The 26,045-nt window shown below is 64.2% G+C and carries 20 protein-coding genes and 3 tRNA genes; 10 read left to right on the top strand and 13 right to left on the bottom strand.

What is annotated here, in order from left to right:
- Positions 1 to 31: 31 nt before the first annotated feature.
- The 8 genes from nirB to acnB all read right to left on the bottom strand — a co-directional run bounded on the left by nirB (position 32) and on the right by acnB (position 12,220).
- Entirely contained in the window at positions 32 to 2,482 is a 2,451-nt protein-coding gene (nirB, locus tag ACYCAX_RS21110) for a nitrite reductase large subunit NirB (RefSeq protein WP_460248767.1), read from the bottom strand.
- Between the two features lie 268 nt (positions 2,483 to 2,750).
- Positions 2,751 to 4,421 carry a protein kinase domain-containing protein gene (locus ACYCAX_RS21105; protein WP_460248766.1) on the bottom strand — a complete coding sequence of 557 codons (1,671 nt, stop codon included), beginning with the start codon at positions 4,419 to 4,421 and terminating at the stop codon, positions 2,751 to 2,753.
- Positions 4,422 to 4,518: 97 nt separating this feature from the next.
- Positions 4,519 to 5,730, bottom strand: coding sequence for a nitrate/nitrite transporter (locus ACYCAX_RS21100; RefSeq protein WP_015476871.1), 1,212 nt, complete (start codon positions 5,728 to 5,730; stop codon positions 4,519 to 4,521).
- Positions 5,731 to 6,037: 307 nt separating this feature from the next.
- Positions 6,038 to 6,466: a thioesterase family protein gene (locus tag ACYCAX_RS21095; protein ID WP_015476872.1), complete on the bottom strand. Its 429-nt coding sequence runs from the start codon at positions 6,464 to 6,466 to the stop codon at positions 6,038 to 6,040.
- 85 nt (positions 6,467 to 6,551) lie between these two features.
- On the bottom strand, positions 6,552 to 7,241 hold the full coding sequence (locus ACYCAX_RS21090) for a polysaccharide lyase family 7 protein (protein WP_015476873.1): 690 nt from the start codon (positions 7,239 to 7,241) through the stop codon (positions 6,552 to 6,554).
- A gap of 209 nt (positions 7,242 to 7,450) precedes the next feature.
- Positions 7,451 to 8,029, bottom strand: coding sequence for an ANTAR domain-containing response regulator (locus ACYCAX_RS21085; RefSeq protein WP_015476874.1), 579 nt, complete (start codon positions 8,027 to 8,029; stop codon positions 7,451 to 7,453).
- 2 nt (positions 8,030 to 8,031) lie between these two features.
- A complete protein-coding gene (locus ACYCAX_RS21080; RefSeq protein WP_460248765.1) occupies positions 8,032 to 9,234 on the bottom strand; it encodes a CmpA/NrtA family ABC transporter substrate-binding protein in 1,203 nt (400 codons plus the stop codon).
- A 376-nt stretch (positions 9,235 to 9,610) separates the two neighbouring features.
- Positions 9,611 to 12,220 (bottom strand): bifunctional aconitate hydratase 2/2-methylisocitrate dehydratase, encoded by a 2,610-nt coding sequence (gene acnB, locus ACYCAX_RS21075; protein WP_015476876.1) that lies wholly within the window; start codon positions 12,218 to 12,220, stop codon positions 9,611 to 9,613.
- Between the two features lie 382 nt (positions 12,221 to 12,602).
- On the opposite strand from acnB, the gene ACYCAX_RS21070 reads away from it, so the two are divergent.
- Positions 12,603 to 13,079 carry a DUF1289 domain-containing protein gene (locus tag ACYCAX_RS21070; protein ID WP_460248764.1) on the top strand — a complete coding sequence of 159 codons (477 nt, stop codon included), beginning with the start codon at positions 12,603 to 12,605 and terminating at the stop codon, positions 13,077 to 13,079.
- Between the two features lie 156 nt (positions 13,080 to 13,235).
- Here the strand turns inward: ACYCAX_RS21070 and ACYCAX_RS21065 are convergent, their stop codons facing one another.
- Entirely contained in the window at positions 13,236 to 14,099 is an 864-nt protein-coding gene (locus tag ACYCAX_RS21065) for a universal stress protein (RefSeq protein WP_015476878.1), read from the bottom strand.
- A 165-nt stretch (positions 14,100 to 14,264) separates the two neighbouring features.
- On the opposite strand from ACYCAX_RS21065, the gene ACYCAX_RS21060 reads away from it, so the two are divergent.
- Positions 14,265 to 14,882 (top strand): MiaE family protein, encoded by a 618-nt coding sequence (locus tag ACYCAX_RS21060; protein ID WP_294977476.1) that lies wholly within the window; start codon positions 14,265 to 14,267, stop codon positions 14,880 to 14,882.
- Positions 14,883 to 15,029: 147 nt separating this feature from the next.
- Here the strand turns inward: ACYCAX_RS21060 and ACYCAX_RS21055 are convergent, their stop codons facing one another.
- The 3 genes from ACYCAX_RS21055 to ACYCAX_RS21045 form a co-directional block, all read right to left on the bottom strand.
- Complete coding sequence (locus tag ACYCAX_RS21055; protein WP_294977475.1) at positions 15,030 to 16,358, bottom strand: SPFH domain-containing protein; 1,329 nt, start codon at positions 16,356 to 16,358, stop codon at positions 15,030 to 15,032.
- A 124-nt stretch (positions 16,359 to 16,482) separates the two neighbouring features.
- Positions 16,483 to 17,205 carry a UDP-2,3-diacylglucosamine diphosphatase gene (lpxH, locus tag ACYCAX_RS21050; protein ID WP_015476881.1) on the bottom strand — a complete coding sequence of 241 codons (723 nt, stop codon included), beginning with the start codon at positions 17,203 to 17,205 and terminating at the stop codon, positions 16,483 to 16,485.
- A gap of 4 nt (positions 17,206 to 17,209) precedes the next feature.
- Entirely contained in the window at positions 17,210 to 17,716 is a 507-nt protein-coding gene (locus ACYCAX_RS21045; protein WP_294977474.1) for a peptidylprolyl isomerase, read from the bottom strand.
- Between the two features lie 121 nt (positions 17,717 to 17,837).
- Here ACYCAX_RS21045 and ACYCAX_RS21040 point away from each other — a divergent pair, with 121 nt between their 5' ends.
- Together ACYCAX_RS21040 and cysS are read left to right on the top strand one after the other, a co-directional pair.
- Complete coding sequence (locus tag ACYCAX_RS21040) at positions 17,838 to 19,520, top strand: glutamine--tRNA ligase/YqeY domain fusion protein (RefSeq protein ID WP_294977482.1); 1,683 nt, start codon at positions 17,838 to 17,840, stop codon at positions 19,518 to 19,520.
- Positions 19,521 to 19,523: 3 nt separating this feature from the next.
- On the top strand, positions 19,524 to 20,912 hold the full coding sequence (gene cysS, locus ACYCAX_RS21035; RefSeq protein WP_294977473.1) for a cysteine--tRNA ligase: 1,389 nt from the start codon (positions 19,524 to 19,526) through the stop codon (positions 20,910 to 20,912).
- A 63-nt stretch (positions 20,913 to 20,975) separates the two neighbouring features.
- Here the strand turns inward: cysS and folD are convergent, their stop codons facing one another.
- The gene (folD, locus tag ACYCAX_RS21030) at positions 20,976 to 21,830 is read right to left on the bottom strand and encodes a bifunctional methylenetetrahydrofolate dehydrogenase/methenyltetrahydrofolate cyclohydrolase FolD (RefSeq protein WP_294977472.1); all 855 of its coding nucleotides are present in this window, start codon (positions 21,828 to 21,830) and stop codon (positions 20,976 to 20,978) included.
- A gap of 261 nt (positions 21,831 to 22,091) precedes the next feature.
- On the opposite strand from folD, the gene ACYCAX_RS21025 reads away from it, so the two are divergent.
- The 6 genes from ACYCAX_RS21025 (at position 22,092) to clpX (ending at position 25,986) form a co-directional block, all read left to right on the top strand.
- Positions 22,092 to 22,168, top strand: a tRNA-Arg gene (locus ACYCAX_RS21025).
- 31 nt (positions 22,169 to 22,199) lie between these two features.
- Positions 22,200 to 22,275 (top strand) — tRNA-His (locus ACYCAX_RS21020).
- A 52-nt stretch (positions 22,276 to 22,327) separates the two neighbouring features.
- Positions 22,328 to 22,412, top strand: a tRNA-Leu gene (locus ACYCAX_RS21015).
- 142 nt (positions 22,413 to 22,554) lie between these two features.
- Entirely contained in the window at positions 22,555 to 23,865 is a 1,311-nt protein-coding gene (gene tig / locus ACYCAX_RS21010) for a trigger factor (protein WP_015476886.1), read from the top strand.
- Positions 23,866 to 23,958: 93 nt separating this feature from the next.
- Positions 23,959 to 24,597 carry an ATP-dependent Clp endopeptidase proteolytic subunit ClpP gene (gene clpP, locus ACYCAX_RS21005; protein ID WP_041711910.1) on the top strand — a complete coding sequence of 213 codons (639 nt, stop codon included), beginning with the start codon at positions 23,959 to 23,961 and terminating at the stop codon, positions 24,595 to 24,597.
- Between the two features lie 108 nt (positions 24,598 to 24,705).
- The gene (gene clpX / locus ACYCAX_RS21000) at positions 24,706 to 25,986 is read left to right on the top strand and encodes an ATP-dependent Clp protease ATP-binding subunit ClpX (protein WP_015476888.1); all 1,281 of its coding nucleotides are present in this window, start codon (positions 24,706 to 24,708) and stop codon (positions 25,984 to 25,986) included.
- Positions 25,987 to 26,045 lie beyond the last annotated feature (59 nt).

Genomic DNA, 26,045 nt, shown 5'->3' with positions numbered 1-26,045 from the left:
AAGGGCCCCGGCGGCGGGGCCCGGCGGGTACTCAGGCGGGTTCCAGCTGCGTGAGGGGAATCCGTTCGAATTCCTTCTTCAGCGGCTGCTGGACGATGCGTTCCTGCCACGGGTCCTGTTCCAGCGACAGTGAGAACTGCAGGCGGGCGTTGAGCGCCTTGCGGTTTTCTTCGTCTTCCAGCACGGCCTTCTTGATGCGCTCCATGCCGACGCGCTGCAGGTAGTGCACGGTACGCTCAAGGTAGAAGGCTTCTTCGCGGTAGAGCTGGAGGAAGGCGCCGCTGTACTCGCGCACCTCTTCGGCGGTCTTGAGCTTGACGAAGAACTCCGCCACCTCGGTCTTGATCCCGCCATTGCCGCCGATGTAGAGCTCCCAGCCCGAATCCACACCGATGATGCCGATATCCTTGATGCCGGCCTCGGCGCAGTTGCGCGGGCAGCCGGAGACCGCCAGCTTGACCTTGTGCGGCGACCACATGTTGAACAGGTCGTGCTCGAGGTCGATGCCCAACTGGGTCGAGTTCTGCGTGCCGAAGCGGCAGAACTCGCTGCCCACGCAGGTCTTCACGGTGCGGATGGACTTGCCGTAGGCGTGCCCGGAGGGCATGTCCAGCTCCTTCCAGATCGCCGGCAGGTCGTCCTTCCTGATGCCCAGCAGGTCGATGCGCTGGCCGCCGGTGACTTTCACCATCGGTACCTGGTACTTGTCGGCGACGTCGGCGATGCGCCGCAGTTCGGCGGCGTTGGTCACGCCACCCCACATGCGCGGGACCACCGAGTAGGTGCCGTCCTTCTGGATGTTGGCGTGGGCGCGTTCGTTGATCAGGCGCGACTGCGGGTCGTCCTTCGCCTCGCCCGGCCAGGTGGAGATCAGGTAGTAGTTCAGCGCCGGGCGACAGGTGGCGCAGCCGTCCGGGGTGCGCCAGTCCATGAAGCGCATCGCCGAGCCGAGGGAGGTCAGGTGATGTTCGCGAATCGCCTTGCGCACCTGGCCGTGGTTGAGATCGCTGCAACCGCAGATGGCCTTCTCGCTCTTGGGCTTCACGTCCGCCGCGCCACCCACGGTGCTGATCAGGATCTGCTCGACGAGCCCTGCGCAGGAGCCGCAGGAGCTGGCGGCCTTGGTGTGCTTCTTCACTTCGTCGACGCTGAACAGGCCGTTCTCCTGGATCGCCTTGACGATGGTGCCCTTGCACACGCCGTTGCAGCCGCAGACTTCGGCGCTGTCGGGCATGTTCGCCGCGCTGTTCTGGCCCTGGTGGCCGACGTCGCCAACGCTGCTCTCGCCGAACATCAGATGGTCGCGGATTTCGCCGACGTTGTGGTTCTCGCGGATCTGCCGGAAGTACCAGCCGCCGTCGGCGGTGTCGCCGTAGAGGCAGGCGCCGACCAGCACGTCGTCCTTGATCACCAGCTTCTTGTAGACGCCGCCGATGGGGTCGGAGAGGGTGATGGTCTCGGTGCCTTCTCCGCCCATGAATTCGCCGGCGGAGAACAGGTCGATGCCGGTGACCTTGAGCTTGGTGGAAGTCACCGAGCCCTGGTAGCGGGCGAAGCCGAGCATGGCCAGGTGGTTGGCGCAGACCTTGGCCTGTTCGAACAATGGCGCCACCAGACCGTAGGCGATGCCGCGGTGGCTGGCGCACTCGCCCAGGGCGTAGATGCGCGGGTCATAGGTCTGCAGGGTGTCGTTGACCAGGATGCCGCGGTTGCAGGGCAGGCCGGTCTTTTCCGCCAGTTCGGTGTTGGGGCGGATGCCGGCGGCCATCACCACCAGGTCGGCGGCGATCACTTCGCCGTCCTTGAAGCGAATGGCGCAGACGCGGCCGCTGCCGTCATCGATCAGTTCTTCGGTGTGGGTGTTCAGGCGGAAGTGGATGCCACGCGATTCCAGCGCTTCCTGCAGCAGCTTGCCAGCGGTGCGGTCCAACTGGCGTTCCAGCAGCCAGTCGGAGAGGTGCACCACGGTGACGTCCATGCCGCGCTGCTTGAGGCCGTTGGCCGCTTCCAGGCCGAGCAGGCCGCCGCCGATGACCACCGCGTGGCTGTGGCTGCCGGCGGTGTCGATCATGGTCTGGGTATCGGCGATGTCGCGGTAGCCGATCACGCCCTGCAGGCGGCTGCCCGGCACCGGCAGGATGAAGGGGTTGGAGCCGGTGGCGATCAGCAGGCGGTCGTACTCGGCCTCGGTGCCGTCTTCGGCGTAGACCTTGCGGCGGTGACGGTCGATGCGGCTGACCTTGCGGTTGAGCAGCAGGCGGATGCCGTTCTCGCTGTACCAGTTGAGGTCGTTGAGGACGATGTCCTCGAAGGCCTGCTCGCCGGCCAGCACGGGGGAGAGCAGGATGCGGTTGTAGTTGGGGTGGGGCTCGGCGCCGAACACGGTGATGTCATAGAGGTCGGGCGCGATCTTCAGCAGTTCTTCCAGGGTGCGTACACCGGCCATGCCGTTGCCGATCAGTACGAGCTTGAGCTTTTTCATGTCAGGGCTCCGTCACGCAATCGCGGAAAACAAAAAAGGCGTCCCGCCGGTTGCCCGGCGAGGACGCCTTTGTCCAAGTCCCGATCGCTCGGGAAGTGCGAGCCTCTTCGTTGAGGGACGCGCTTTTGTAGATTGTTGCCGAGGTTATTGCAGGGGCTGTGCCAACTTGCCCAGTGCCTGGATTTCCAGGCTTCGCAGCGGTGCAGCCGGGATATTGGGGCGGTTTGTTGCACTGCGGTGATGCGTTCTGATCCGAACTGGTGCGCCTTCAACCCCCGTGCAGCAGCCAGAACAGCAGCCCCAGGTTGAGCGCCAGGGAGGCCAGGGCGACGCCGCGCCAGACCCGCAGCGGCTCGCGTTCCAGTAGCGGGCGCGGACGAGCCGGGGTCTGCCGTTCGCCTTGTTCCAGGGCGAGCACGCATTCCTCGGCGGTTTCGAAACGCTGTTGCGGTTGGGCGGCGATCAGCTTTGCCAGCCAGTCGTCCAGCCAGGTTGGCACATCCGGGCGATAGCGGCTGGCCGGGGCGGGCGTGCCGAAGCGCGGATGCTGGAAGGCTTCGACCTCGCCGTAGGGGTAGTGGCCGCAGAGCAATCGATACAAGGTGACGCCGGCGGCGTAGAGGTCCTGGCGGGCGTCCGGTGTTGCACCCTGGAAGGATTCGGGAGCGAGGTAGCTCGGGGTGCCGGGCAGGTCGTGCGGGTCTTCCTGTGACAACCCGGGGCAGTAGGCCAGTCCGAAGTCCAGCAGGCGCAGTTCGCCGTCATCGGCCCAGTGCAGGTTCTCCGGTTTGATGTCGCGGTGCAGGATATTGCGCCGGTGCAACTGGCCCAGGCCGCGCAGCAGGCGCTGGGCGAGATCCTGCCAGTCGGGCAGGTTCAGCGGGCCGTTGAGCTTCAGGTGTTCGTCCAGCGTTTGCCCCGGGTACTCGCGCATCACGTAGTACAGGTGCTGGCGCTGCGGCAGGCTGTGCAGTTCGGGGAAGTAGCGGCCCTGTACGCGGCGCAGGAACCATTCCTCCAGCAGCAATGCCTGGGCGGCTTCGGCGGAGTCGCGCAGGGCCGGCGGCAGGGTCTTGAGCAGCCAAGGGCGATTCTGCCGGTCGCGTACGCGGTAGATCAGTGACTGGCGGGACTGGGCCAGCCTACCCTCGACCTGCCAGCCTTCGAATTCCTGATCGTCCCGCAGTGCGGGCGGCTCGGGCCAGTGGTCGAGTTGGGCGAGGGCGTCACCGAGGCTTGCGGGCGGCAGTTCGTCCACCTGCAGGAGCAGGGCGCTGGCGTTGTCCTGGCTGCCGGCCAGGTGGGCGGCGCTGACCAGTGCATCGGCGCAGGCTTGCAGGCTCTGTGCGTCCTCCAGCAGGCGCTGGATGGCGCTGTCGCCCAGGGTGGCCCAGACGCCGTCGCTCACCAACAGGAAGCGTTGCCCGGCTTCCAGCTCCCCGTCGCAGTAGTCCACCACCAGGTGCTGGTCGAGGCCCAGGGCGCGCTTGAGCACGTGCTGCATGCCGGGCTGTTCCCAGACGTGGTCCTGGGTCAGGCAGTCCAGAACGCCTGCGTGCCAGCGGTACAGGCGGCAGTCGCCGACATGGGCGAGGGTGAAGCGCCGGCTGCGCAGGACCAGCGCGGTGAGGGTGGTGAGCAACGGCTGGCCGCCGCCGTTGGCCTGCAGCCAGCGGTTCTGCGAGATCAGCAGGCGGTCGAGGGCCTGGGCGACGGCCCAGGTCTCGGGGGTGGCGTAGTAGTCGGCGGCCAGCGCCTGCAAGGTCAGGCGCGCGGCCAGGCCGCCGTCGGCGCAATGGCTGACGCCGTCGGCGATGGCGAACAGGTGCCCCTTGCTGGCCGCCAGTCCTGCGGGTGGGGTGACCACTCGCAGGGCATCCTGGTTCTCGTCGCGCGGACCGGTGGCGCTGGCCTGGGCGAAGGATAACTGCAAGGTCATCGCCACCACCTGTAAGAGCGAGCTTGCTCGCGAACCGCATCAATCTGCAGCTGTCGGTGAATCCGTTCGCGAGCAAGCTCGCTCCTACAATTCACGATTACACCCGCGCCGCGGTAACGGCTGCGCTGCCCCAGGTGGTGCGCCAGCGCGCTTTCACCGCGTGCAGGCCGAACCAGGCGAGCACGCCGAGGCTGGCGAACAGCCAGAGGCCGATCTGATAGTCGCCGGTGGCCTGCTTGATCGCACCCAGGCCCGCCGTCAGGCAGAAGCCGCCGATGCCGCCGGCCATGCCGATCAGGCCGGTCATCACGCCGATGGTCTGGCGGAAGCGCTGCGGCACCAACTGGAATACCGCGCCGTTACCCGCACCGAGGCTGAGCATCGCCACAACGAACAGGCTCAGCGCCGCCACCGCGCTGGGCAGGTGGAAGCCCACGGCGGCGATGCAGATCGAGGCGACGGTGTACATCACCAGCAGGCTGCGGATGCCGCCGATGCGGTCGGCCAGGGCACCGCCCAGCGGGCGCATCAGGCTGCCGGCGAAGACGCAGGCGGCGGTGTAGTAGCCGGCTTTCACCGGGTCCAGGCCGTACTGGTCGTGGAAGTAGCCGGGCAGGGTGCTGGCAAGGCCGAGGAAGCCGCCGAAGGTCACGCTGTAGAAGAACATGAACCACCAGCTGTCGCGGTCGCCCAGGGCCTTCAGGTAGTCGCCCACGGATTTTGGCGCAGGACGCTCCGGGGCGTTGCGGGCGAGCAGGGCGAACACCACCAGGGTCGCCAGCAGCGGGATCAGCGCGAAGCCGAAGACGTTCTGCCAGCCGAAGGCGGCGGCGATGGCCGGAGCGAACAGCGCGGTGAGCACGGTGCCGGAGTTACCCGCGCCGGCAATGCCCATCGCCTTGCCCTGGTGCTGCGCCGGGTACCACTGCGAGGCCAGTGGCAATGCCACGGCGAAGGAGGCGCCAGCCATGCCCAGCAGCACGCCGAGGATCATTGCCTGTTCGAGGTTGTGGATGCCCAGTTGCCAGGCACCGAACAGTGCGCAGATGACGATCACCTGGCCAAGGATGCCGGCGGCCTTGGGCGACCAGCGATCGGCCAGCAGGCCCATGAGGAAGCGCAGGATGGCGCCGGAGAGGATCGGCGTGGCCACCATCAGCGCGCGCTGCTGGGTGGTCAGTTGCAGGTCGGTGGCGATCTGCACCGCCAGCGGGCCGAGGACGTACCAGACCATGAAGCTCAGGTCGAAATACAGGAAGGCGGCAAACAGGGTCGGCGCATGGCCGGCTTTCCAGAAACTCGTGTTCATCGAACACCTCATCGGCAATGGTTGAGGAGCCCGGTCATGTGCCACGTGGCGACCGCCGGGGTGGTCCTGCGCCCCTGCGCCGGGGCAAACGAAAAAGGCGTCGCTCCACCCACCGCTCGGTGCGGGTGTGGATGCGACGCCTTTGTCGTAGTCGGGTAACCGCCGTTGATTACCATCGCCTTGTGCAGAGCAAGGCGCGGGCCAGGATGGAAAATCCCAGGAAGATCAATACGATATGAGGTGGGATGGACTCAGTGATGATCCATCGTAGGGCGCGCCCGCGGACGGCGCGCCCCCAACTGGAGCGTCAGGCGATCCAGTTGACATTGGGGAAGGTATCGCGGAACGCCTCAGGGATCGGCACGACCTTGCCAGCCTGGTAGTCGAAGAACACGAAGCCGGACTTGGCCATCGCCACCAGGGTGCCGTCCGCCGGACGGGTGATGCGGAAGATGATGTCGCCACCGTACTTGTTGAAGTCCATCACGCCGACCTCGAACAGCAACTGGTCGCGGGCGTGGGCCTCGGCGCGGTAGGTGGTGGCCAGGTCGGTGACGATGATGCCGGTCTCACGAATGCCGTAGTCGAACAGGAAGCGCGCGCGGGCCTCGGAAATCATCGAGATCATCGAGTCGTTGCCCAGGTGTTTGGCACCGTTGATGTCGGTGACGCGTACGGTGAGCTTGGTGGTGTAGAGGAAGAGTTCTTCGGGAAATTCCAGTTTCAGGCGGGCCATTGGCGCTCTCGGGTCATGGGGAGAGCACCATTGTACGGAGCCCGCCGCCGGATTCGCAGTGCCATAGGCGGGCAGAATGGCGACGTCAGTGCGCCAGGTTGATGTGGTAGAAGGTCACGCGGCCACCTTCGTCGTCGGGGCCCTTGTTGTCGCTGATGTAGGCACCGGCCTTGAAGTAGAGCAGTTGCTTGCTCCAGGTCGAACTCAGGGCCTGTCGGTAGTACTGCTTCTCGCCATCGCTGCTTTCGGCGCGCAGGCCCAGTTGGCCGGTGGAGGTGACCCGCAGGCTGTAGGTGATGCGCTCGTTCAGGCGCACATCCTTGAGCAGCGGGATGTTCTTGCTGGCGCTGTCGTCCGGATGGTTGCGCACCAGCGCCTCGATGCTGCCGGTCTGGGTGTCGGGGTGGTAGTGGTACTGCAGCTTCACCAGCGGCTCGCCGTCGCCGCTGGTGGGCGATTTGCTGTGGATCTGGCCGATGATGATCTTGTTCTGCGAGGGTACGCGACCGACGCTCAGGGTGGCGCGCAGCTCGTTGTCGCCGCCGCTGTAGTACCAGTTGTAGAGGCTGCCGTCGCGCTTGGTCTCGCGCAGCTCGGTACGTGGGAAGGTACTGTCTTCGGTGTGCGAACCGTTGACCGGTACCCAGAACACGACGCTGTCGCCGTCGCGCTTGAAGTAGCGGCTCTGGTAGCCATTCTGCAGTTGCTGGGTGGTGATCTCGGTGGGACGGGGATCGCTGGGAATGGTCAGGTTCCAGGTGGAAAGGTCGATCATGCTGTCTCGCTCTCGAAGGGTTCGGGCGCGACCGGCAGGTACCTAGCCGGCGGGTCGCACTGCGGACTTCCAAGGTCATGCAATGGAAGCGAGGATGGCCGCGCGACGTATCGCGCGACGCGGGGAGGATACGCAGTGACCGCGAAGGCGGGGGCCAGCAGGGCGGCTGGCGTTCTGATTGCGGGATGCCGCCGCTGGCAGATGGCCGATCAGTGCCCGAGCATTTCGTGCATTGAGATGATCTGCTCGGCTACCTGCACCAGCTTCTGCTGGCGCCCCATCGCCTGCCGGCGCATCAGGGTGTAGGCCTCTTCCTCGGCGCAGCCCTTCATCTTCATCAGCAGCCCCTTGGCCAGTTCGATGCGCTTGCGTTCGGCCAGTTGCTGCTCGCGGGCTTGCAACTGCGCACGCAGCGCCTGGTCGCTCTCGAAGCGGGCCATCGCGACGTCGAGGATCGGTTGCAGGCGCTGCGCCTGGATGCCTTCGACGATATAGGCGCTGACCCCGGAACGAATGGCCTGGCGCATCACCTGCGGGTCGTGCTCGTCGGTGAACATGACGATGGGGCGCGGCTGGTCGCGGCTGACCAGCACTACCTGTTCCAGCACGTCGCGGCCGGGAGATTCGGTGTCGATGAGGATCACGTCCGGGCACAGGGCTTCCACGCGCTGTGCCAGGTCCACGGTGAGGCCGGATTCGTCGACCACGTCGAAGCCGGATTCCAGCAGTGCGGCCTTGAGGCGCCCGACCTTCTTCGGGGTGTCGTTGATCAGCAGGACGCGCAGCATGCTCAACCTCGCTCCGTCAGGGCATTGAGTTCGAAACCGCGGGCATAGCCGGCGGGATCGCTGCCGTCCCAGGTGCGTCCGTCGATCAGCGTCGAGCGGCGCATGCCGGTATCCGGCACTGTTACGCCAACGGCTTCGGCGGCTTCGCGGTACAGGTCGAGTTGCTGGACCTGGCGGGCGATGCCTGGATAGTCGACGTCTTCACGCAGCAGCCCCCAGCGGCGGAACTGGGTCATGAACCACAGGCCGTCGGACAGCCAGGGGAAATTCGTTCGGCCTGCGTCGTGGAAACGCAGCGGATGGGCGTCCTGCCAGGCGTGGCCGAGGCCATCCTGGTAGCGGCCGAGCAGGCGTGGCTCGATGCTGGAGAGCGGTGCGTCGACGTAGTCGTGGCCGCTGATCAGTCGCGCCACGCTGCGCAGGTTGTCCTCGCTGGCCTCGATGAAGCGACTGGCGTCGAGAATGCTCATCACCAGGGCGCGAGCCGTATTGGGGTATTGCTCGACGAAGGCGCGGGTGGTGCCCAGGACTTTTTCCGGGTGGTCCGGCCAGATCTGCTGGCTGGTCGCCAGGGTGAAGCCCAGGCCTTCGTCCACCGCCAGCGCGCCCCAGGGGCCGCCGGCGCAGAAGCCGTCGATGCGCCCGGCTTTCAGGTGCTCCACCATCTGCGCCGGTGGCACCACCAGCGAGCGCACATCGCGCAGCGGGTGGATGCCGTGGGCGGCCAGCCAGTAATACAGCCAAAGGGCGTGGGTGCCGGTGGGGAAGGTGTGCGCCAGGGTCAGCAGTGCACCGTTGTGGCGCGCGTGCTGGCGCAGTGCTTCAGCGCAGGTCACGCCGTCGCGCATCAGCGGTGCGGAAAGATTGATCGATTGGCCGTTCTGGCACAGCCCCATGAGCACTGCCATGTCGATGGCGGGGGTGCCACCCAGGCCGAGTTGCATGCCGTAGATCAGGCCGTAGAGCCCCTGCGCCGCGTCCAGTTCGCCGCTGAGCAGGCGGTCGCGCAGGCCGGCCCAGGAACTCTGCCGTTGCAGGTTGAGGGTCAGGCCGTAGGGCTGGGCGAAGCCTTGGGTGGCGGCGACCACCAGGGACGCGGCGTCGGTGAGGGCCATGAAGCCCAGGTTGAGTACGCTCTTTTCCGGCGCATCGGAGCCGGCGACCCAGGCCAGGCTGTCCGTACGGCTGCGTGTGCTGTCGATCATCTCCACCTCTGAAGGCAAAAGACACCGTTCCACTGGCCCTCGATGGGCGGGAAGGCGATGCTGTCATCTTTCAGGACCCGTCGTTGGGTTGCCTGTTGGTGGGCGTACAGCAAGGGGTGTGCCAGCGACGGTGGAAAAAAGAAGCCCCGCCACAGGGCGGGGCGCAGAGGAAGGGAGCGCACCTCTGGAGGGTTCCATCAAGGGCACCTGAGCACGGATATCGGCAGGGCCTGCAGACACCTTAGACGCACAGGCCGTCGCCGCAACGGTCAATAAGTATTAGGCCCATCGTGAGCAGCGGTTCAGGCCGCGCCTTTCGGGCAAGCACAAAAGAAAAGCCCCGCACGAGGCGGGGCTTTTCATCACGCTAGGCGTCTCAGACCTGGACGGCCGGGATCTTCGCGTTGGCTGCGGCTTCGCGGAACTCGGCGATCTGGTCGAAGCTCAGGTAGCGGTAGATATCGGCAGACATGCTGTCGATGTCCTTCGCATAGGCCATGTACTCCTCGACGGTCGGCAGCTTGCCGATGATCGAAGCGACAGCGGCCAGCTCGGCGGATGCCAGGAACACGTCGGTGGCATCGCCCAGGCGGTTCGGGAAGTTACGGGTCGAAGTGGAAACCACGGTCGAACCGGTCTGTACGCGAGCCTGGTTACCCATGCACAGCGAGCAGCCCGGCATTTCCATGCGTGCGCCAGCCTTGCCGTAGATGCCGTAGTAGCCTTCCTCGGTCAGCTGGTGGGCGTCCATCTTGGTCGGCGGAGCCAGCCACAGACGGGTCGGAATGCCACCCTTGACCTTGTCCAGCAGCTTGCCGGCAGCGCGGAAGTGACCGATGTTGGTCATGCAGGAACCGATGAAGACTTCATCGATCTTGCGGCCTTCGACGCTGGACAGCAGACGGGCGTCGTCCGGATCGTTCGGAGCGCAGAGTACCGGCTCCTTGACGTCGGCCAGGTCGATCTCGATGACCGCGGCGTACTCGGCGTCCTGGTCGGCAGCCAGCAGTTGCGGGTTGGCCAGCCAGGCTTCCATCGCTTGCGCGCGGCGCTCCAGGGTGCGGGCGTCGCCATAGCCTTCGCCGATCATCCAGCGCAGCAGGGTGATGTTGGACTTCAGGTACTCGGCGATGGCCTCTTCCGGCAGCTTGATGGTGCAACCGGCAGCCGAACGCTCGGCGGAGGCGTCGGACAGCTCGAAGGCTTGCTCGACGGTCAGGTCGTTCAGACCTTCGATCTCGAGGATGCGGCCGGAGAAGATGTTCTTCTTGCCTTTCTTCTCGACGGTCAGCAGGCCAGCCTGGATGGCGTAGTAGGGGATCGCATGGACCAGGTCACGCAGGGTGATGCCCGGTTGCAGCTTGCCCTTGAAGCGCACCAGAACCGATTCGGGCATGTCCAGCGGCATGACGCCAGTGGCTGCGGCGAAGGCTACCAGGCCGGAGCCGGCCGGGAAGCTGATGCCGATCGGGAAGCGGGTGTGCGAGTCGCCGCCGGTGCCGACGGTGTCGGGCAGCAGCATGCGGTTCAGCCAACTGTGGATGATGCCGTCGCCCGGACGCAGGGAGACACCGCCGCGGGTCATCATGAAGTCCGGCAGGGTGTGGTGGGTCTTGACGTCGATCGGCTTCGGATAAGCAGCGGTGTGGCAGAAGGACTGCATCACCAGGTCGGCGGAGAAGCCCAGGCAAGCCAGGTCTTTCAGCTCGTCGCGGGTCATCGGGCCGGTGGTGTCCTGGGAACCGACGGTGGTCATCTTCGGTTCGCAGTAGGTGCCCGGACGTACGCCCTGGCCTTCGGCCAGACCACAGGCGCGGCCAACCATCTTCTGCGCGAGGGTGAAGCCCTTGCCGCTGTCGGTCGGTGCTTCCGGCTTCTTGAACAGGTCGGATGGAGCCAGGCCCAGCTCGGCGCGGGCCTTCTCGGTCAGGCCGCGGCCAACGATCAGCGGGATACGGCCGCCGGCGCGGACTTCGTCCAGCAGAACCGGGGTCTTCAGCTCGAAGGTGGTGACCACTTCGCCGCTGTCATGACGCACGACCTTGCCTTCGTACGGGTACACGTCGATGACGTCGCCCATGGCCAGGTTGGTGCAGTCGAATTCGATCGGCAGGGCACCGGCATCTTCCATGGTGTTGTAGAAGATCGGGGCGATCTTGGTGCCGAAGCAGAAGCCGCCAGCGCGCTTGTTCGGAACGTAGGGGATGTCGTCGCCGAAGAACCACAGCACCGAGTTGGTGGCGGATTTACGGGACGAACCGGTGCCGACCACGTCACCGACGTAGGCGACCGGGAAGCCCTTGGCCTTGACCGCTTCGATCTGCTTCAGCGGACCGACGACACCCGGCTGGGCCGGCTCGATGCCGTCACGGGCCATCTTCAGCATGGCCAGGGCGTGCAGCGGGATGTCAGGGCGCGACCAGGCGTCCGGAGCGGGGGACAGGTCGTCGGTGTTGGTTTCGCCGGGGACCTTGAACACGGTCAGGGTCAGCTTCTCGGCGATGGCCGGACGGGCCTTGAACCACTCGCCATCGGCCCAGGACTGCAGCACGGCCTTGGCGGCGGCGTTGCCTTTCTTGGCGCGCTCGGCGACGTCGTGGAAGGCGTCGAACATCAGCAGGGTGTGCTTCAGTTGCGCGGCGGCGACTTCGGCCAGCTCGGCGCTGTCCAGCAGCTCGACCATCGTGGAGATGTTGTAGCCGCCCTGCATGGTGCCCAGCAGCTCGACGGCACGGGTCTTGGTCAGCAGCGGGGAGGTGGTCTCGCCCTTGGCAACGGCGGACAGGAAGCCAGCCTTGACGTAGGCGGCTTCATCCACGCCCGGCGGTACGCGGTTGGTGATCAGGTCGAGGAGAAATTCTTCTTCGCCGGCCGGCGGGTTCTTCAGGAGTTCGACCAGACCTGCGGTCTGTTCGGCGTTCAGCGGCTGGGGCACGACGCCCTGGGCGGCACGCTCTTCTACGTGTTTGCGATAGGCTTCAAGCACAGTATTTCCCTCATCAGTGGTCCCGGAGGACGCGTATCCAGGAGACCCCTCCGATCCATTCGTCAGGCATGGTGGACGGTAATCCACTGACCTACGACGGCACCGGCGATCTCCGGGCAGAAGCTGTTTTCAAAGTTTTACGCCGGGGTGGCCTGGGACTGATGGGAATGGGCGCTTGAGGGAGGCGCCCAGACCGCGCGGCTGCCGGAATCTGTGCTTCGTGACGCTTTGAAAACAGCTTCTTTCGGACAATGACGCCAAAAAGGCGCAGCCATTCTAATGGAATTAATGGGCCTTGGTAAGCCGATTTGCGTGGTGCCCGAGGGTGATCTTGCCTAGACAAAGGGCTAACATGCCCGCTTTGCCAGCCATTTGTTCAGCCATGTCTTCGCAACGCATCAAAACCCCCTGTGTCGGGCTCTGCTCGACGGTCTATGGCGACCTGGTCTGCCGTGGCTGCAAGCGTTTCCACCACGAAGTGGTGAGCTGGAACCGCTACGGCGACGAGGAGAAACGGGCGGTCCTGAGCCGTCTGGAAGTCCTGCTGGCGCAGGTGATGATGGCCAAGCTGGAAGTGTTCGATGCGCCTTTGCTGCGCAGCCAGCTGGAGCAGCGGCAGATCCGCTTCGTGCCCGAGCAGTCGCCCTATTGCTGGGCATACCAACTGATCGCCCGCGGCTCGCGGATGATCAACCAGGTGGAGGCCTATGGCCTGGCGCTGCTGCCGGAGTTTCGTGGTTGGCCACTGCCGGAACTGCGCGATGTCATCGACAAGGAGTTCTTCATCCTCTCCGAGGCGCACTACGAGCGTTACATCGCACCGGGTTTCCTGGCCGAGGGTATGGAGTCGCGCGTCTGACTCTGAAGATGGCTGGATAAAAAGCCGCCCGACGGGCGGCTTTTGGGGGGCTGGTAGCAGCGAGCTTGCTCGCGAACCGTCCAGCAGCGATGTGGCCAAGGCGTTCTGTTCGCGAGCAAGCTCGCTCCTGCAAGTGCTATCCCGAGTCCGTTCCCGTCAGGGTTGGGCGGCCAGCTCTTCCAGGTGGGCGATGATGTCGTCCGGCTTGAGCACCAGGATGTCGCTTTCCAGCGCATCCAGCACCACCTCGGCGGTATTGCCGATCAGCGCGCCGGAAAAGCCGGTGCGCGCCACGGTGCCGATCACGGTGACGGCGGCCGACAGGTGGTGCGCCGCGCGCGGGATGAGCACGTCGGCCGGGCCTTCCTCGATATGCAGGTGGTCGTTGTCAATGCCGTACTCGGCCTGGAATGCCCGGCAAGCCTCGCGGTATTTCGCCTCGATGGTTTCGCTGAGCTGGAAGGTCGGGTCGGCGGACGACAGCATTGGCGAGGGGTGGGCGCTAATCACGTGCAGCTCGCCGTGGGCCAGCCCGGCAATGTCGTAGGCGTTACTGACGATGCCGGAGTGCAGGGTGCGGTGCTCGGCGTCGCTGTTGCCCACGTCCACGGCTGCAAGGATGTTGCGTCCGGCCCAGGGCTGGTTGGTTTTCACCAGCAGCACGGGAGAAGGGCAATGGCGCAGCAGCTTCCAGTCGTCCGGGGTCAGCAGCGCCTTCTTCAGCGGGTTGTCGGGGCTGTGCTGCTTGATCACCAGGCCGCAGCCTTCGGCCTGTTGCTCGGCGATGATGGTGGCGTGCAGGCTGTCCTTCCAGGCCTGCCGGCTGGAGGTGCTGAAGCCTTCCTGGCGCAGCCCCTGGGCGAACTCTTCGAGCGCAGCGCTGAAATCGCCGCGTTTCTCGCAGGCCAGCAGGTGCAGATGGGACTGGGTGACGCTGGCGATCAGTCGTGCCCGTTTCAGGGCGAGACCGTCCGGCTGGTCAGGGTCCACGACTACGAGGATGCTACGGATGGCTTGCATGATCGTCTCCCTTCGTGCGCGTTGTTTATGTGGAACAACTGTAGTCGGGATATCGCCGTCATGACGTTGAGGCATATCAAAGGCGGACGCTGGTTACGCACGGCGGCATTCGTATAATGCCCCCCATTTATGGCACCGGCCAGCCGGTGGAACGCTTCGTCGGAGTTGAGCATGTTGTCTGAAATCAGGGAATTTCTCGGTTGTGCCACGCCGGATGCGTGGGTCGAGGCCGCGCTGCGGGATCAGGCGGTGATGCTGATCGATCACAAGAACAACGAGTTCAAGGCCGCCAGCACGGCCCTGGCCCTGATCGCCAAGTACAGCGGCCACGAGGAGCTGGTGAACTTCATGTCGCGTCTGGCCCGCGAGGAACTGCGCCACCACGAGCAGGTGCTGGCGATCCTGAAGAAGCGCGGTATTGGGCTGCGGCCGATCTCCGCCGGCCGCTACGCCTCCGGCCTGCGCGCCGTGGTGCGCAACCACGAGCCGCAGAAGCTGGTGGATACCCTGATCGTCGGTGCCTTCATCGAATGCCGCAGCTGCGAGCGCTTCGCCGCGCTGGTAGATCATCTGGACGCGGACCTCGCCAAGTTCTATGGCTCGTTGCTGAAGTCGGAGGCGCGGCATTTCCAGGGCTACCTGAGCCTGGCGCGCCGCTATGGCGATGACGCCGATATCGAGCGTCGCGTGGCGGAGATTCGCGAAGTGGAAGCCGGGCTGATCCTGGCGCCGGACAGCGAGTTCCGCTTCCACAGCGGAGTGCCGGAGCAACAGGCGGCCTGATTCGCCACACCGGAATGAAAAGCGCCCAGTTGGGCGCTTTTTTCTTGGTTCTTCGTAGGAGCGAGCTTGCTCGCGAACCAACCCAGCTACAGAGCTGCCGGAAATCCGTTCGCGAGCAAGCTCGCTCCTACAGGTTCAGATTCAGGCTTAGTCCTTCACCTTCAGGTCCAGCGCCAGGTCGCGCGCGGCCTTGGTGGCCAGTACGCCCATCAGTTGGCCGATCTCGTCCTGCCGGCTGCTGGTGCCAGTCTGGCTGCCCGCCATCATCACGCTGGGCACCGGCGCCTGGGCGGCGGCCTCGGCCCAGACCTTGTTGATGGCGATCAGCGCGTCGAGCTTGGGCTGCAGTGCGCCGTCCGCCTTGATCACCGCTTCGCGGGCGTAGGCATCGGCGTCGGCGGTGATCTTGGTGGCCTGCGCGGTGACGGTGGCCTTGTCGCGCAGCAGTTCGGCGGTCTGTTTCTCGATCTCGGCGCGCTGTTTCTCGCGCTCGGCGTTGATCACTGCCAGTTGCTTCTCGGTTTCCGCCTGGGTGGTGCGCTCGATCTGGTCACGCAAAGTCTCCTGGCGCTTGGCTTCCACTTCCTTCTCGCCGCGAGCGGTGACCAGCAGCTTCTCTTCCTCTTCCTTCAGGCGGTTCTGCCGAGCCACGGCCAGTTCGGCCAGCGCCTGCTGTACCTTGACCATGCGCTGCTTGTACTGCGGGTTCGGGTCGACATTGGTGATGCGTGCCTCCACCACTTCCACGCCGAACTTGCGGAACTGCTGCTGCTTGCGCACCGGGATGCCTTTGGCGTCGGTGACTTTCTCGGTGACGAACTGGCTGGCATTGTTGTCGCCGAAGCTGCCCTGTTCGGTGCCGGCCTGCAGGATGGCGGTCTGGTGTGGTACGGCGCCGCGCGGGCCGCGGACTTCCTTGCGCTTGATCAGGTACAGGCCGTCGTTCAGCTGGTTTTCGAACTCCGCGGCGAATTCGCTGCGGGCGCCGGCGTAGTAGTCGTCGGCGGTCATCAGCGAGGCGGTGGCCTGCAGGGTTTCCTTGATCGCCGGGACCAGCGCGGTGCGGATGAAGTTGTCCGGGTTGCGGTATTCCTGGGCCATCTTCAGGAACTGGTCGCCGCCAGGCAGGCGGAAGCGCGCGGAGGATTCGACCTTGGCGTCGACGTTGCCGAGGAACACGATGGGGAAGGCTTCGATGGTGGCGCCCAGGCCGTCGTTGTCCGGGTTGTTGTCGTTCTCGTCCATGATCAGCACGGACTGCACGCTGATGGCTTTCTTCCAGGTGGTGGCGCGGCCGAACCACTTGGTGGCATAGCCCACGTCGTCGACGATCTTCTCGTCGCCGAAGATGGTCCGTACATGGGTCATGAAGCCGGCTTCGTTATAGAAGAAGACGCCGTTGAACAGGATGAAGGCGGCGGCGACCAGTGCCAGGGGCAGGGCGCCGAACTTGATGAGGTTTCCCTTGCTGAACATGTTTCTTCCTTGAGTGAGCAAACCGCGAATGCTGCTCAAGGTGGCAGGTGCCGGTCAATAGGAAAGGTCTGACAGTGCGAGTAGGTTAACGCCATAAGGCCACCGTTGCGGTGGCCGGGGTGGTTCAGAGCGGGAAGGGCGCCTGCTGCATGCCCTGGTCGTCAGCTTCCAGGGCCCAGCCCTGGCGATCCCAGTCGCCCAGTACGATGCGCCGCGCCGGTCGACCGTCGATAGTCAGTTCATGGACGGCGGGGCGGTGTGTGTGGCCGTGGATCAGGATGCGCACGCCCTTGTCGCGCATGATGCGCTCCACTTCCGCCGGGGTGACGTCGACGATCTCGCTGGCCTTCATGCGGGTCTGCGCGCGGCTTTCCTTGCGCAGCTTGCGCGCCAGCTTGTGCCGGGTGGCCAGCGGCAAGTTACGCAGGATGAACAGGGTCAGCGGATTGCGCAGCCAGCGGCGCAGCTTCATATAGGCCGCGTCGAGGGTGCACAGGCTGTCGCCGTGCATCAGCAGGATCTTCTCGCCGTCCAGATCGATCAGGCTCGGGTCGCGCAGCAGCGTGCAGCCGGCTTCGCGGCAGAAGGCCTGGCCAATCAGGAAGTCGCGGTTGCCGTGCATCAGGAAGATGCGCGTGCCGCTGTCGGACAGCTCGCGCAGGGCGCGGGCGATGGAGTGCTGGAACTCGTCCATGCCATCGTCGCCGATCCAGGCTTCGAAGAAATCGCCGAGGATATACAGCGCCTCGGCCGTGCGGGCGCGAGTGGAGAGGAAATGCAAGAACGCCCGGGTAATGTCCGGGCGTTCCGCTTCGAGATGCAGGTCCGAGATGAACAGGACGCTCATCGACTCACTCGCCGATGACTTCTGCTTTCTCGATGATCACGTCGTCGGCCGGTACGTCCTGGTGGCCGGAGCGCATGGTGGTGGCCACGCCCTTGATCTTGTTGACCACGTCCATGCCGTCCTTCACTTCACCGAACACGCAGTAGCCCCAGCCCTGCACGGTCGGCGCGCTGTGGTTGAGGAAATCGTTGTCGGCGACGTTGATGAAGAACTGCGCGCTGGCCGAATGCGGTTCCATGGTGCGGGCCATGGCAACGGTGCCGATCTTGTTGCCGACGCCGTTGTTGGCTTCGTTCTTGATCGACTTGCGGGTGGACTTCTGCTTCATGCCCGGCTCGAAACCGCCGCCCTGGATCATGAAGTTGTTGATCACACGGTGGAACACGGTGTTGTCGTAATGGCCGGCCTTCACGTACTCCTTGAAGTTGGCCACGGTTTCCGGCGCCTTGTCGTCGAACAGTTCAAGGGTGATATCGCCGAAGTTGGTCTGCAGTTTGACGGTGGTAGTCATCAGGGAATTCCGCTCTTGGTAAAAATCGAAGGCCTGTCAGGGGGTTGACAGCTTCGGCTATGATAAGCGCTTTGGTTTGGCTGGCCTACCCTGGCCGAACACCAGCATGATCAAGGACACCATGAGCAAGCCTACCGCCGATACGAAAGAAGCCACTGTTGCCGCCAACTTCCTGCGTCCGATCGTTGCGGCCGACCTGGAAAGTGGCAAGCACCAGAAGATCGTCACCCGCTTCCCGCCGGAGCCCAACGGCTACCTGCATATCGGTCACGCCAAGTCCATCTGTCTGAACTTCGGCCTGGCCAAGGAGTTCGGCGGTGACTGCCACCTGCGCTTCGACGACACCAACCCGGCGAAGGAAGACCAGGAATACATCGACGCCATCGAGGCCGACGTGAAATGGCTGGGCTTCGAGTGGGCCGGCCAGGTGCGCTACGCGTCCGACTATTTCGACCAGTTGCATGCCTGGGCCGTCGATCTGATCAAGGCCGGCAAGGCCTTCGTCTGCGACCTGAACGCCGAGGAAATGCGCGCCTACCGCGGTTCCCTGACCGAGCCGGGCAAGAACAGCCCGTTCCGCGAGCGTTCGGTGGAAGAGAACCTGGACCTGTTCGCCCGCATGAAGGCCGGCGAGTTCGCCGACGGCGCCCGCTCGCTGCGCGCGAAGATCGACATGGCCTCGCCGAACATCAACCTGCGCGACCCGATCCTCTACCGCATCCGCCACGCCCACCACCACCAGACGGGCGACAAGTGGTGCATCTACCCCAGCTATGACTTCACCCACGGTCAGTCGGACGCCATCGAGGGTATCACCCACTCCATCTGCACCCTGGAGTTCGAGGATCACCGCCCGCTGTACGAGTGGTTCCTGGCCAACCTGCCGGTTCCGGCCCAGCCGCGCCAGTACGAATTCGCGCGCCTGAACCTGAACTACACCATCACCAGCAAGCGCAAGCTCAAGCAACTGGTCGATGAAAACCACGTGCATGGCTGGGACGACCCGCGCATGTCGACCCTCTCGGGCTACCGCCGCCGCGGCTACACCCCGGCATCGATCCGTACCTTCTGCGACATGATCGGCGTGAACCGCGCCGGTGGTGTGGTGGACATCGGCATGCTGGAGTTCGCCATCCGTGACGACCTCGACGCCAACGCCGGCCGCGCCATGTGCGTGCTCAAGCCGCTGAAGGTGGTCATCACCAACTACCCGGAAGGCCAGGTCGAGAACCTCGAGCTGCCGCGCCATCCGAAGCAGGACATGGGCCTGCGCGTGCTGCCGTTCAGCCGCGAGATCTACATCGATGCCAGTGACTTCGAGGAAGTCCCGCCGGCCGGCTACAAGCGCCTGATCCCCGGTGGCGAAGTGCGCCTGCGCGGCAGCTATGTGATCCGCGCCGACGAAGCCATCAAGGATGCCGCCGGCAACATCGTCGAACTGCGCTGCAGCTACGACGAGAACACCCTGGGCAAGAACCCCGAAGGCCGCAAGGTCAAGGGCGTGATCCACTGGGTGCCGGCTGCCGAGAGCGTGGAGTGCGAAGTGCGCCTGTACGACCGCCTGTTCCGCTCCGCCAACCCGGAGAAATCCGAAGAGGGCGGCAGCTTCCTCGACAACATCAACCCGGACTCCCTGGTGGTGCTCAAGGGCTGCCGCGCCGAGCCGTCGCTGGCCAGCGCCACGGCTGAGGATCGCTTCCAGTTCGAGCGCGAGGGCTACTTCTGCGCGGATGCCAAGGACTCCAGGGCCGACGCCCTGGTCTTCAACCGCACCGTGACCCTGCGCGATTCCTGGGGGCAGTAACGGATGGCCGACTTGCAGATCTACAGCACGCTGTCCAAGACCAAGGACAGCTTCAAGCCGCTGGTGGGTAACCAGGTGCGCATGTATGTGTGCGGGATGACCGTGTACGACTTCTGCCACATCGGCCATGCCCGCGTGATGGTGGCGTTCGACGTCATCGCCCGCTGGCTGCGTCATCGCGGCTACGACCTGACCTATGTGCGCAACATCACCGACATCGACGACAAGATCATTCGTCGCGCCCAGGAGAATGGCGAGTCGTTCGAAGACCTGACCGCTCGCATGATTGCCGCGATGCACGAGGACGAGGCGCGCCTGTCGGTCCTGCGTCCGGACATCGAGCCGCGCGCCACCGGCCATATCGCTGGCATGCACGAGATGATCCAGACCCTGATCGACAAGGGCTACGCCTACGCGCCGGGCAATGGCGACGTCTACTACCGGGTCGGCAAGTTCGCCGGCTACGGCAAGCTGTCGCGCAAGAAGATCGAGGACCTGCGCATCGGTGCGCGGATCGAGGTCGACGAATCCAAGGAAGACCCGCTGGACTTCGTGCTCTGGAAGGGCGCCAAGCCCGGCGAGCCGAGCTGGGAATCGCCCTGGGGCGCCGGGCGTCCGGGTTGGCACATCGAATGCTCGGTGATGTCCACCTGCTGCCTGGGCGAGACTTTCGATATCCACGGCGGCGGCCCGGACCTGGTGTTCCCGCACCACGAGAACGAGATCGCCCAGAGCGAGGCGGCCACCGGCAAGCTCTACGCGGCCAGCTGGATGCACGCTGGCGCGGTGCGTGTGGACGGCGAGAAGATGTCCAAGTCCCTGGGCAACTTCTTCACCATTCGCGAGGTGCTGGAGAAATACCACCCGGAAGTCGTGCGCTTCCTGCTGGTTTCCAGCCACTACCGCAGCCCGATCAACTACTCCGAAGACAACCTGAAGGAAGCCAAGGGCGCGCTGGAGCGTTTCTACACCGCGCTGCGCGGCCTGCCGCAGGTGGCTGCCGTGGGAGGCGAGGCCTTCGTCGAGCGTTTCGCCGCGGCGATGGACGATGACTTCGGTACGCCGGAAGCGGTTGCCGTGCTGTTCGAGATGGCGCGTGAAATCAACCGTCTGCGGGATAGCGAGCCGGCGGCTGCGGCTGCACTGGCGGCGCGCGTGCGTGAGCTGGGGGCTCTGCTGGGTGTTCTGCAACTGGATGCCGACGAGTTCCTTCAGGCCGGCGCAGCTGGCAAGGTCGATGCGGCGCAGGTCGAGGCGCTGATCCAGGCGCGCCTGGATGCCCGTGCGGCGAAGAACTGGGCCGAGTCCGACCGCATCCGCGATGAGCTGACCGCTCTGGGCGTGGTGCTGGAAGACGGCAAGGGCGGCACTACCTGGCGTCTCGCCGAGTAATGGTCCCCTGGAAATGAAGAAGGCCGCTGATCAGCGGCCTTCTTCATTTGCGCGGCGAACGTATCAGGTGTGCAGGTGTTCGGCGGCGTACAAGGTATTTTCCAGCAGGCACGCGCGGGTCATCGGGCCGACGCCGCCCGGAACCGGGGTGATCCAGCTGGCGCGCTCGGCGGCGACGTCGTATTCCACGTCGCCCACCAGCTTGCCGTCGGCCTGGCGGTTGATGCCCACGTCGATGACGATGGCGCCCTCCTTGATCCACTCGCCCTTGACCAGGCCCGGCTTGCCGGCGGCCACGACCACCAGGTCGGCGCGGCGTACGTGCTCGGCCAGGTCGCGGGTGAAGCGGTGGGTCACGGTGACGGTGCAGCCGCCCAGCAGCAACTCCAGCGCCATGGGGCGGCCGACGATGTTCGAGGCGCCCACTACCACTGCGTCCATGCCGTACAGGTCGACGCCGGTGCTCTGCAGCAGGGTCATGATGCCTTTCGGGGTGCAGGGGCGCAGCAGCGGGATGCGCTGGGCCAGGCGGCCGATGTTGAAGGGATGAAAACCGTCCACGTCCTTGTCCGGACTGATGCGTTCCAGCAGTTGCGAGGCATCGAGGTGGGCGGGGAGGGGGAGCTGGACCAGGATGCCGTCGATGGCCGGATCGGCGTTCAGGCGGTCGATCAGCGCCAGCAACTCTTCCTGAGTGGTGCTGGCGGGGAGGTCGTACGCCTGGGAGAGGAAGCCGACCTCTTCACAGTCCTTGCGCTTGTGCGCGACATAGACCTGAGAGGCGGGGTCGCTGCCGACCAGGATCACTGCCAGGCCGGGGATGCGCAGTCCTTGCTGGCGGCGTTCATTGACGCGTTGGGCAATCTGCTGGCGGAGGCTGGCGGCGATCGCTTTGCCGTCGATCAGTTTTGCAGTCATGTCAGGAGGGAACCATCGGGGCGGGTGAAAAAAGGACGCGCATTTTCGCACGCTGCCTTCATAAGGCAAAGTCGGGCGCCCCGATTTGCCGTAACTCCTTTATCTCTTTGAATTTTTTTTGAAAAAGTTGTTGACGGGGTAGGGGCTCATCGATAACATGCGCCCCGCTTGCCGAGCACTGCCTGAAACGAAAGACGAAGGCGGTGCAAACCGGTTCAGTGGTTTCCACTGATCTGCTAAGCAAGGGTTGCCGCCACTAAAGCGCCCGTAGCTCAGCTGGATAGAGCATCCGCCTTCTAAGCGGATGGTCGCAGGTTCGAGTCCTGCCGGGTGCGCCAAGTGGCGTTCGGTACAAGCAAGTGTAATATGGTGGGCGTAGCTCAGTTGGTAGAGCACAGGATTGTGGCTCCTGGTGTCGTGGGTTCGATTCCCATCGTCCACCCCATATTCCGAAGCGCCAGGCCCAGAGCCTGGCGTTTTCGTTTCTGCGGTACCCTGCGGACGTGGTGAAATTGGTAGACACGCTGGATTTAGGTTCCAGTGGCGCAAGCTGTGAGAGTTCGAGTCTCTCCGTCCGCACCATCTTCTTTCCATAAGCTCTCGCATCCGTGAATTTCCGCAGCTTCCAGCCAGGGTGACTTCTGCATTTCTAGCTACTAGAATGCTTGCCCTTGATTCTGGGAGCCGGAAGGACCGGCTTACGTCTGTGCCACGAGGAATATCCATGCAAGTTTCCGTTGAAAGCACCTCCGCTCTTGAGCGCCGCATGACCGTTGGCGTGCCGGCCGAGCGCATCGAGACCGAAGTCAACAAGCGTCTGCAGCAGACCGCTCGTCGCGCCAAGGTTCCTGGCTTCCGTCCCGGCAAGGTGCCGATGAGCGTGATCCGTCAGCGCTACGAAGCCGCCGCTCGTCAGGAAGCCCTTGGTGACCTGATCCAGGAAACCTTCTACGAAGCCGTTGTCGAGCAGAAGCTGAACCCGGCTGGTGCTCCCTCCGTCGAGCCGAAAGTGTTCGAAAAGGAGAAGGGCCTCGAGTACGTCGCTACCTTCGAAGTCTTCCCCGAGTTCCAGGTTGCCGGCTTCGACGGCATCAAGGTCGAGCGCCTGCAGGCCGACGTGGCCGACGCCGATCTCGACAACATGCTGGACATCCTGCGCAAGCAGAACACCCGGTTCGAAGCCGTTGACCGCGCCGCTCAGAACGACGACCAGGTGAACATCGACTTCGTCGGCAAGATCGACGGCGAAGCCTTCGCTGGCGGTTCCGCCAAGGGCACCCTGCTGGTGCTGGGCTCCGGCCGCATGATTCCGGGCTTCGAAGAAGGCCTGGTCGGCGCCAAGGCCGGTGAAGAGCGCGTACTGAACGTGACCTTCCCCGAGGACTACCAGAACCTGGACCTGGCCGGCAAAGCCGCCGAGTTCGCCGTTACCGTCAACAGTGTCGCCGAACCGAAGCTGCCGGAGCTGAACGAAGAGTTCTTCGCTCTGTTCGGCGTGAAGGAAAGCACCCTGGAAGGTTTCCGTACCGAAGTTCGCAAGAACATGGAGCGTGAACTGCGCCAGGCCATCAAGTCCAAGGTGAAGAACCAAGTGATGGAAGGTCTGGTCGAGACCAACCCGATCGAAGTTCCGAAGGCCCTGATCGGCAACGAAGTCAACCGTCTGCGCGTGCAGGCTGTCCAGCAGTTCGGCGGCAACATCAAGCCTGACCAACTGCCGGCCGAGCTGTTCGAAGAGCAGGCCAAGCGCCGTGTGGTGCTGGGTCTGATCGTCGCCGAGCTGGTCAAGCAGCACGAACTGAAGGCCGACGAAGCCCGCGTTCGCGAAATGATCGAAGAGATGGCTTCCGCTTACCAGGAGCCGGAACAGGTTGTTTCCTGGTACTACAAGAACGACCAGCAGTTGAACGAAGTCCGTTCGGTTGTACTGGAAGAACAAGTTGTAGATACTGTCCTGCAGAAGGCCAATGTGACCGACAAGCAGGTATCCTACGAAGACGCGGTCAAGCCTGCAGAAGCTCCGCAAGCGGCCTGATCCAACGCTTCGTTCGATTGTCACAAGCCAGCCTTCGGGCTGGCTTGTGCGTCTATAGAGCCATGACTTTTTATTAGGGAGTGATCGTCGGACATGCATAATCCTTATATGCCGCAAGTTCCGAACATTCAGGCCGCGGGTGGTCTGGTGCCGATGGTGGTGGAGCAGTCCGCCCGCGGTGAGCGTTCCTACGACATCTATTCGCGCCTGCTGAAGGAGCGGATCATCTTCCTGGTCGGCCAGGTCGAGGACTACATGGCCAACCTCGTGGTGGCCCAGTTGCTCTTCCTCGAAGCCGAGAACCCGGACAAGGACATCCACCTCTACATCAACTCCCCGGGTGGCTCGGTGACTGCCGGCATGTCGATCTACGACACCATGCAATTCATCAAGCCCGACGTGTCCACCATCTGCGTAGGCCAGGCGTGCAGCATGGGCGCCCTGCTGCTGGCCGGCGGTGCCGCCGGCAAGCGCTACTGCCTGCCGCATTCGCGCATGATGATCCACCAGCCGCTGGGCGGCTTCCAGGGCCAGGCCTCGGACATCGAGATCCACGCCAAGGAAATCCTCTTCATCAAGGAACGCCTGAACCAGGTGCTGGCGCATCACACCGGCCAGCCGCTGGACGTCATCGCCCGCGATACCGATCGTGACCGCTTCATGAGCGGCGAAGAAGCCGTCAGCTATGGTCTGATCGATCAGGTATTCACTCAGCGTCCTTCCGCCAGCTGAGTTTCTCCGCAATACCGCGGCCGGTAATCCGGCCGCTTCGCGGGCTTGAAAATGCCTGCGAATGCCTTCATCTTGTCCTTCACGTATATCCCCGATTGGAACGATCGAATGACTGACACCCGCAACGGCGAGGACAACGGCAAGCTGCTGTATTGCTCCTTCTGCGGCAAGAGCCAGCACGAAGTGCGCAAGTTGATTGCCGGCCCCTCGGTCTTTATCTGCGACGAGTGCGTCGACCTGTGCAATGACATCATCCGCGAGGAGGTGCAGGAGGCACAGGCCGAGAGCAGTGCGCACAAGCTTCCGGCGCCGAAAGAGATCCGCACCATCCTCGATCAGTACGTGATCGGCCAGGAACGTGCCAAGAAAACCCTGGCAGTAGCGGTGTACAACCACTACAAACGCCTGAATCAGCGTGAGCGCAAGGATGACGTCGAGCTGGGCAAGAGCAACATCCTGCTGATCGGGCCGACCGGCTCGGGCAAGACGCTGCTGGCCGAGACTCTCGCGCGCCTGCTCAATGTTCCGTTCACCATCGCCGATGCGACCACCCTCACCGAGGCGGGCTACGTGGGCGAGGATGTCGAGAACATCATCCAGAAGTTGCTGCAGAAGTGCGACTATGACGTCGAGAAAGCCCAGATGGGCATCGTCTACATCGACGAAATCGACAAGATCTCGCGCAAATCGGACAATCCGTCGATCACCCGCGACGTTTCCGGCGAAGGCGTTCAGCAGGCCCTGCTGAAGCTGGTCGAAGGCACCGTGGCTTCCGTACCGCCCCAGGGTGGCCGCAAGCACCCGCAGCAGGAGTTCCTGCAGGTCGATACCCGCAACATCCTGTTCATCTGCGGTGGTGCGTTCGCTGGCCTGGAAAAGGTCATCCAGAACCGTTCCACCAAGGGCGGCATCGGCTTCAACGCCGAGGTTCGCAGCCAGGAGGCGGGCAAGAAGGTCGGCGAAGCGCTGCGTGAGGTCGAGCCGGAAGATCTGGTCAAATTCGGCCTGATACCCGAGTTCGTCGGCCGCCTGCCGATCATCGCGACCCTCGACGAGCTGGACGAAGCTGCGTTGATGCAGATTCTCACCGAGCCGAAGAACGCGCTGACCAAGCAGTACGCCAAGCTCTTCGAAATGGAAGGTGTGGACCTTGAGTTCCGCCCCGACGCCCTCAAGGCCGTGGCCCGTAAAGCGCTGGATCGGAAGACCGGTGCCCGTGGCCTGCGCTCCATCCTCGAAGGCATCCTGCTCGACACCATGTACGAAATCCCCTCGCAGGACGACGTCAGCAAGGTGGTGATCGATGAAAGCGTCATCGATGGCTCCTCCCAGCCGCTGCTGATCTACGAGAACACCGAGCAGCCGGCCAAGGCCGCGCCTGACGCCTGAAACCAGAAGGGGCCCTAGGGCCCCTTTTTTCTTCCCATCTACCGCGCTTGTTTTTTCCC

The organism is Pseudomonas sp. MT3 (assembly GCF_054720805.1).
This window is presented reverse-complemented; position numbering and strand designations above follow the sequence as displayed.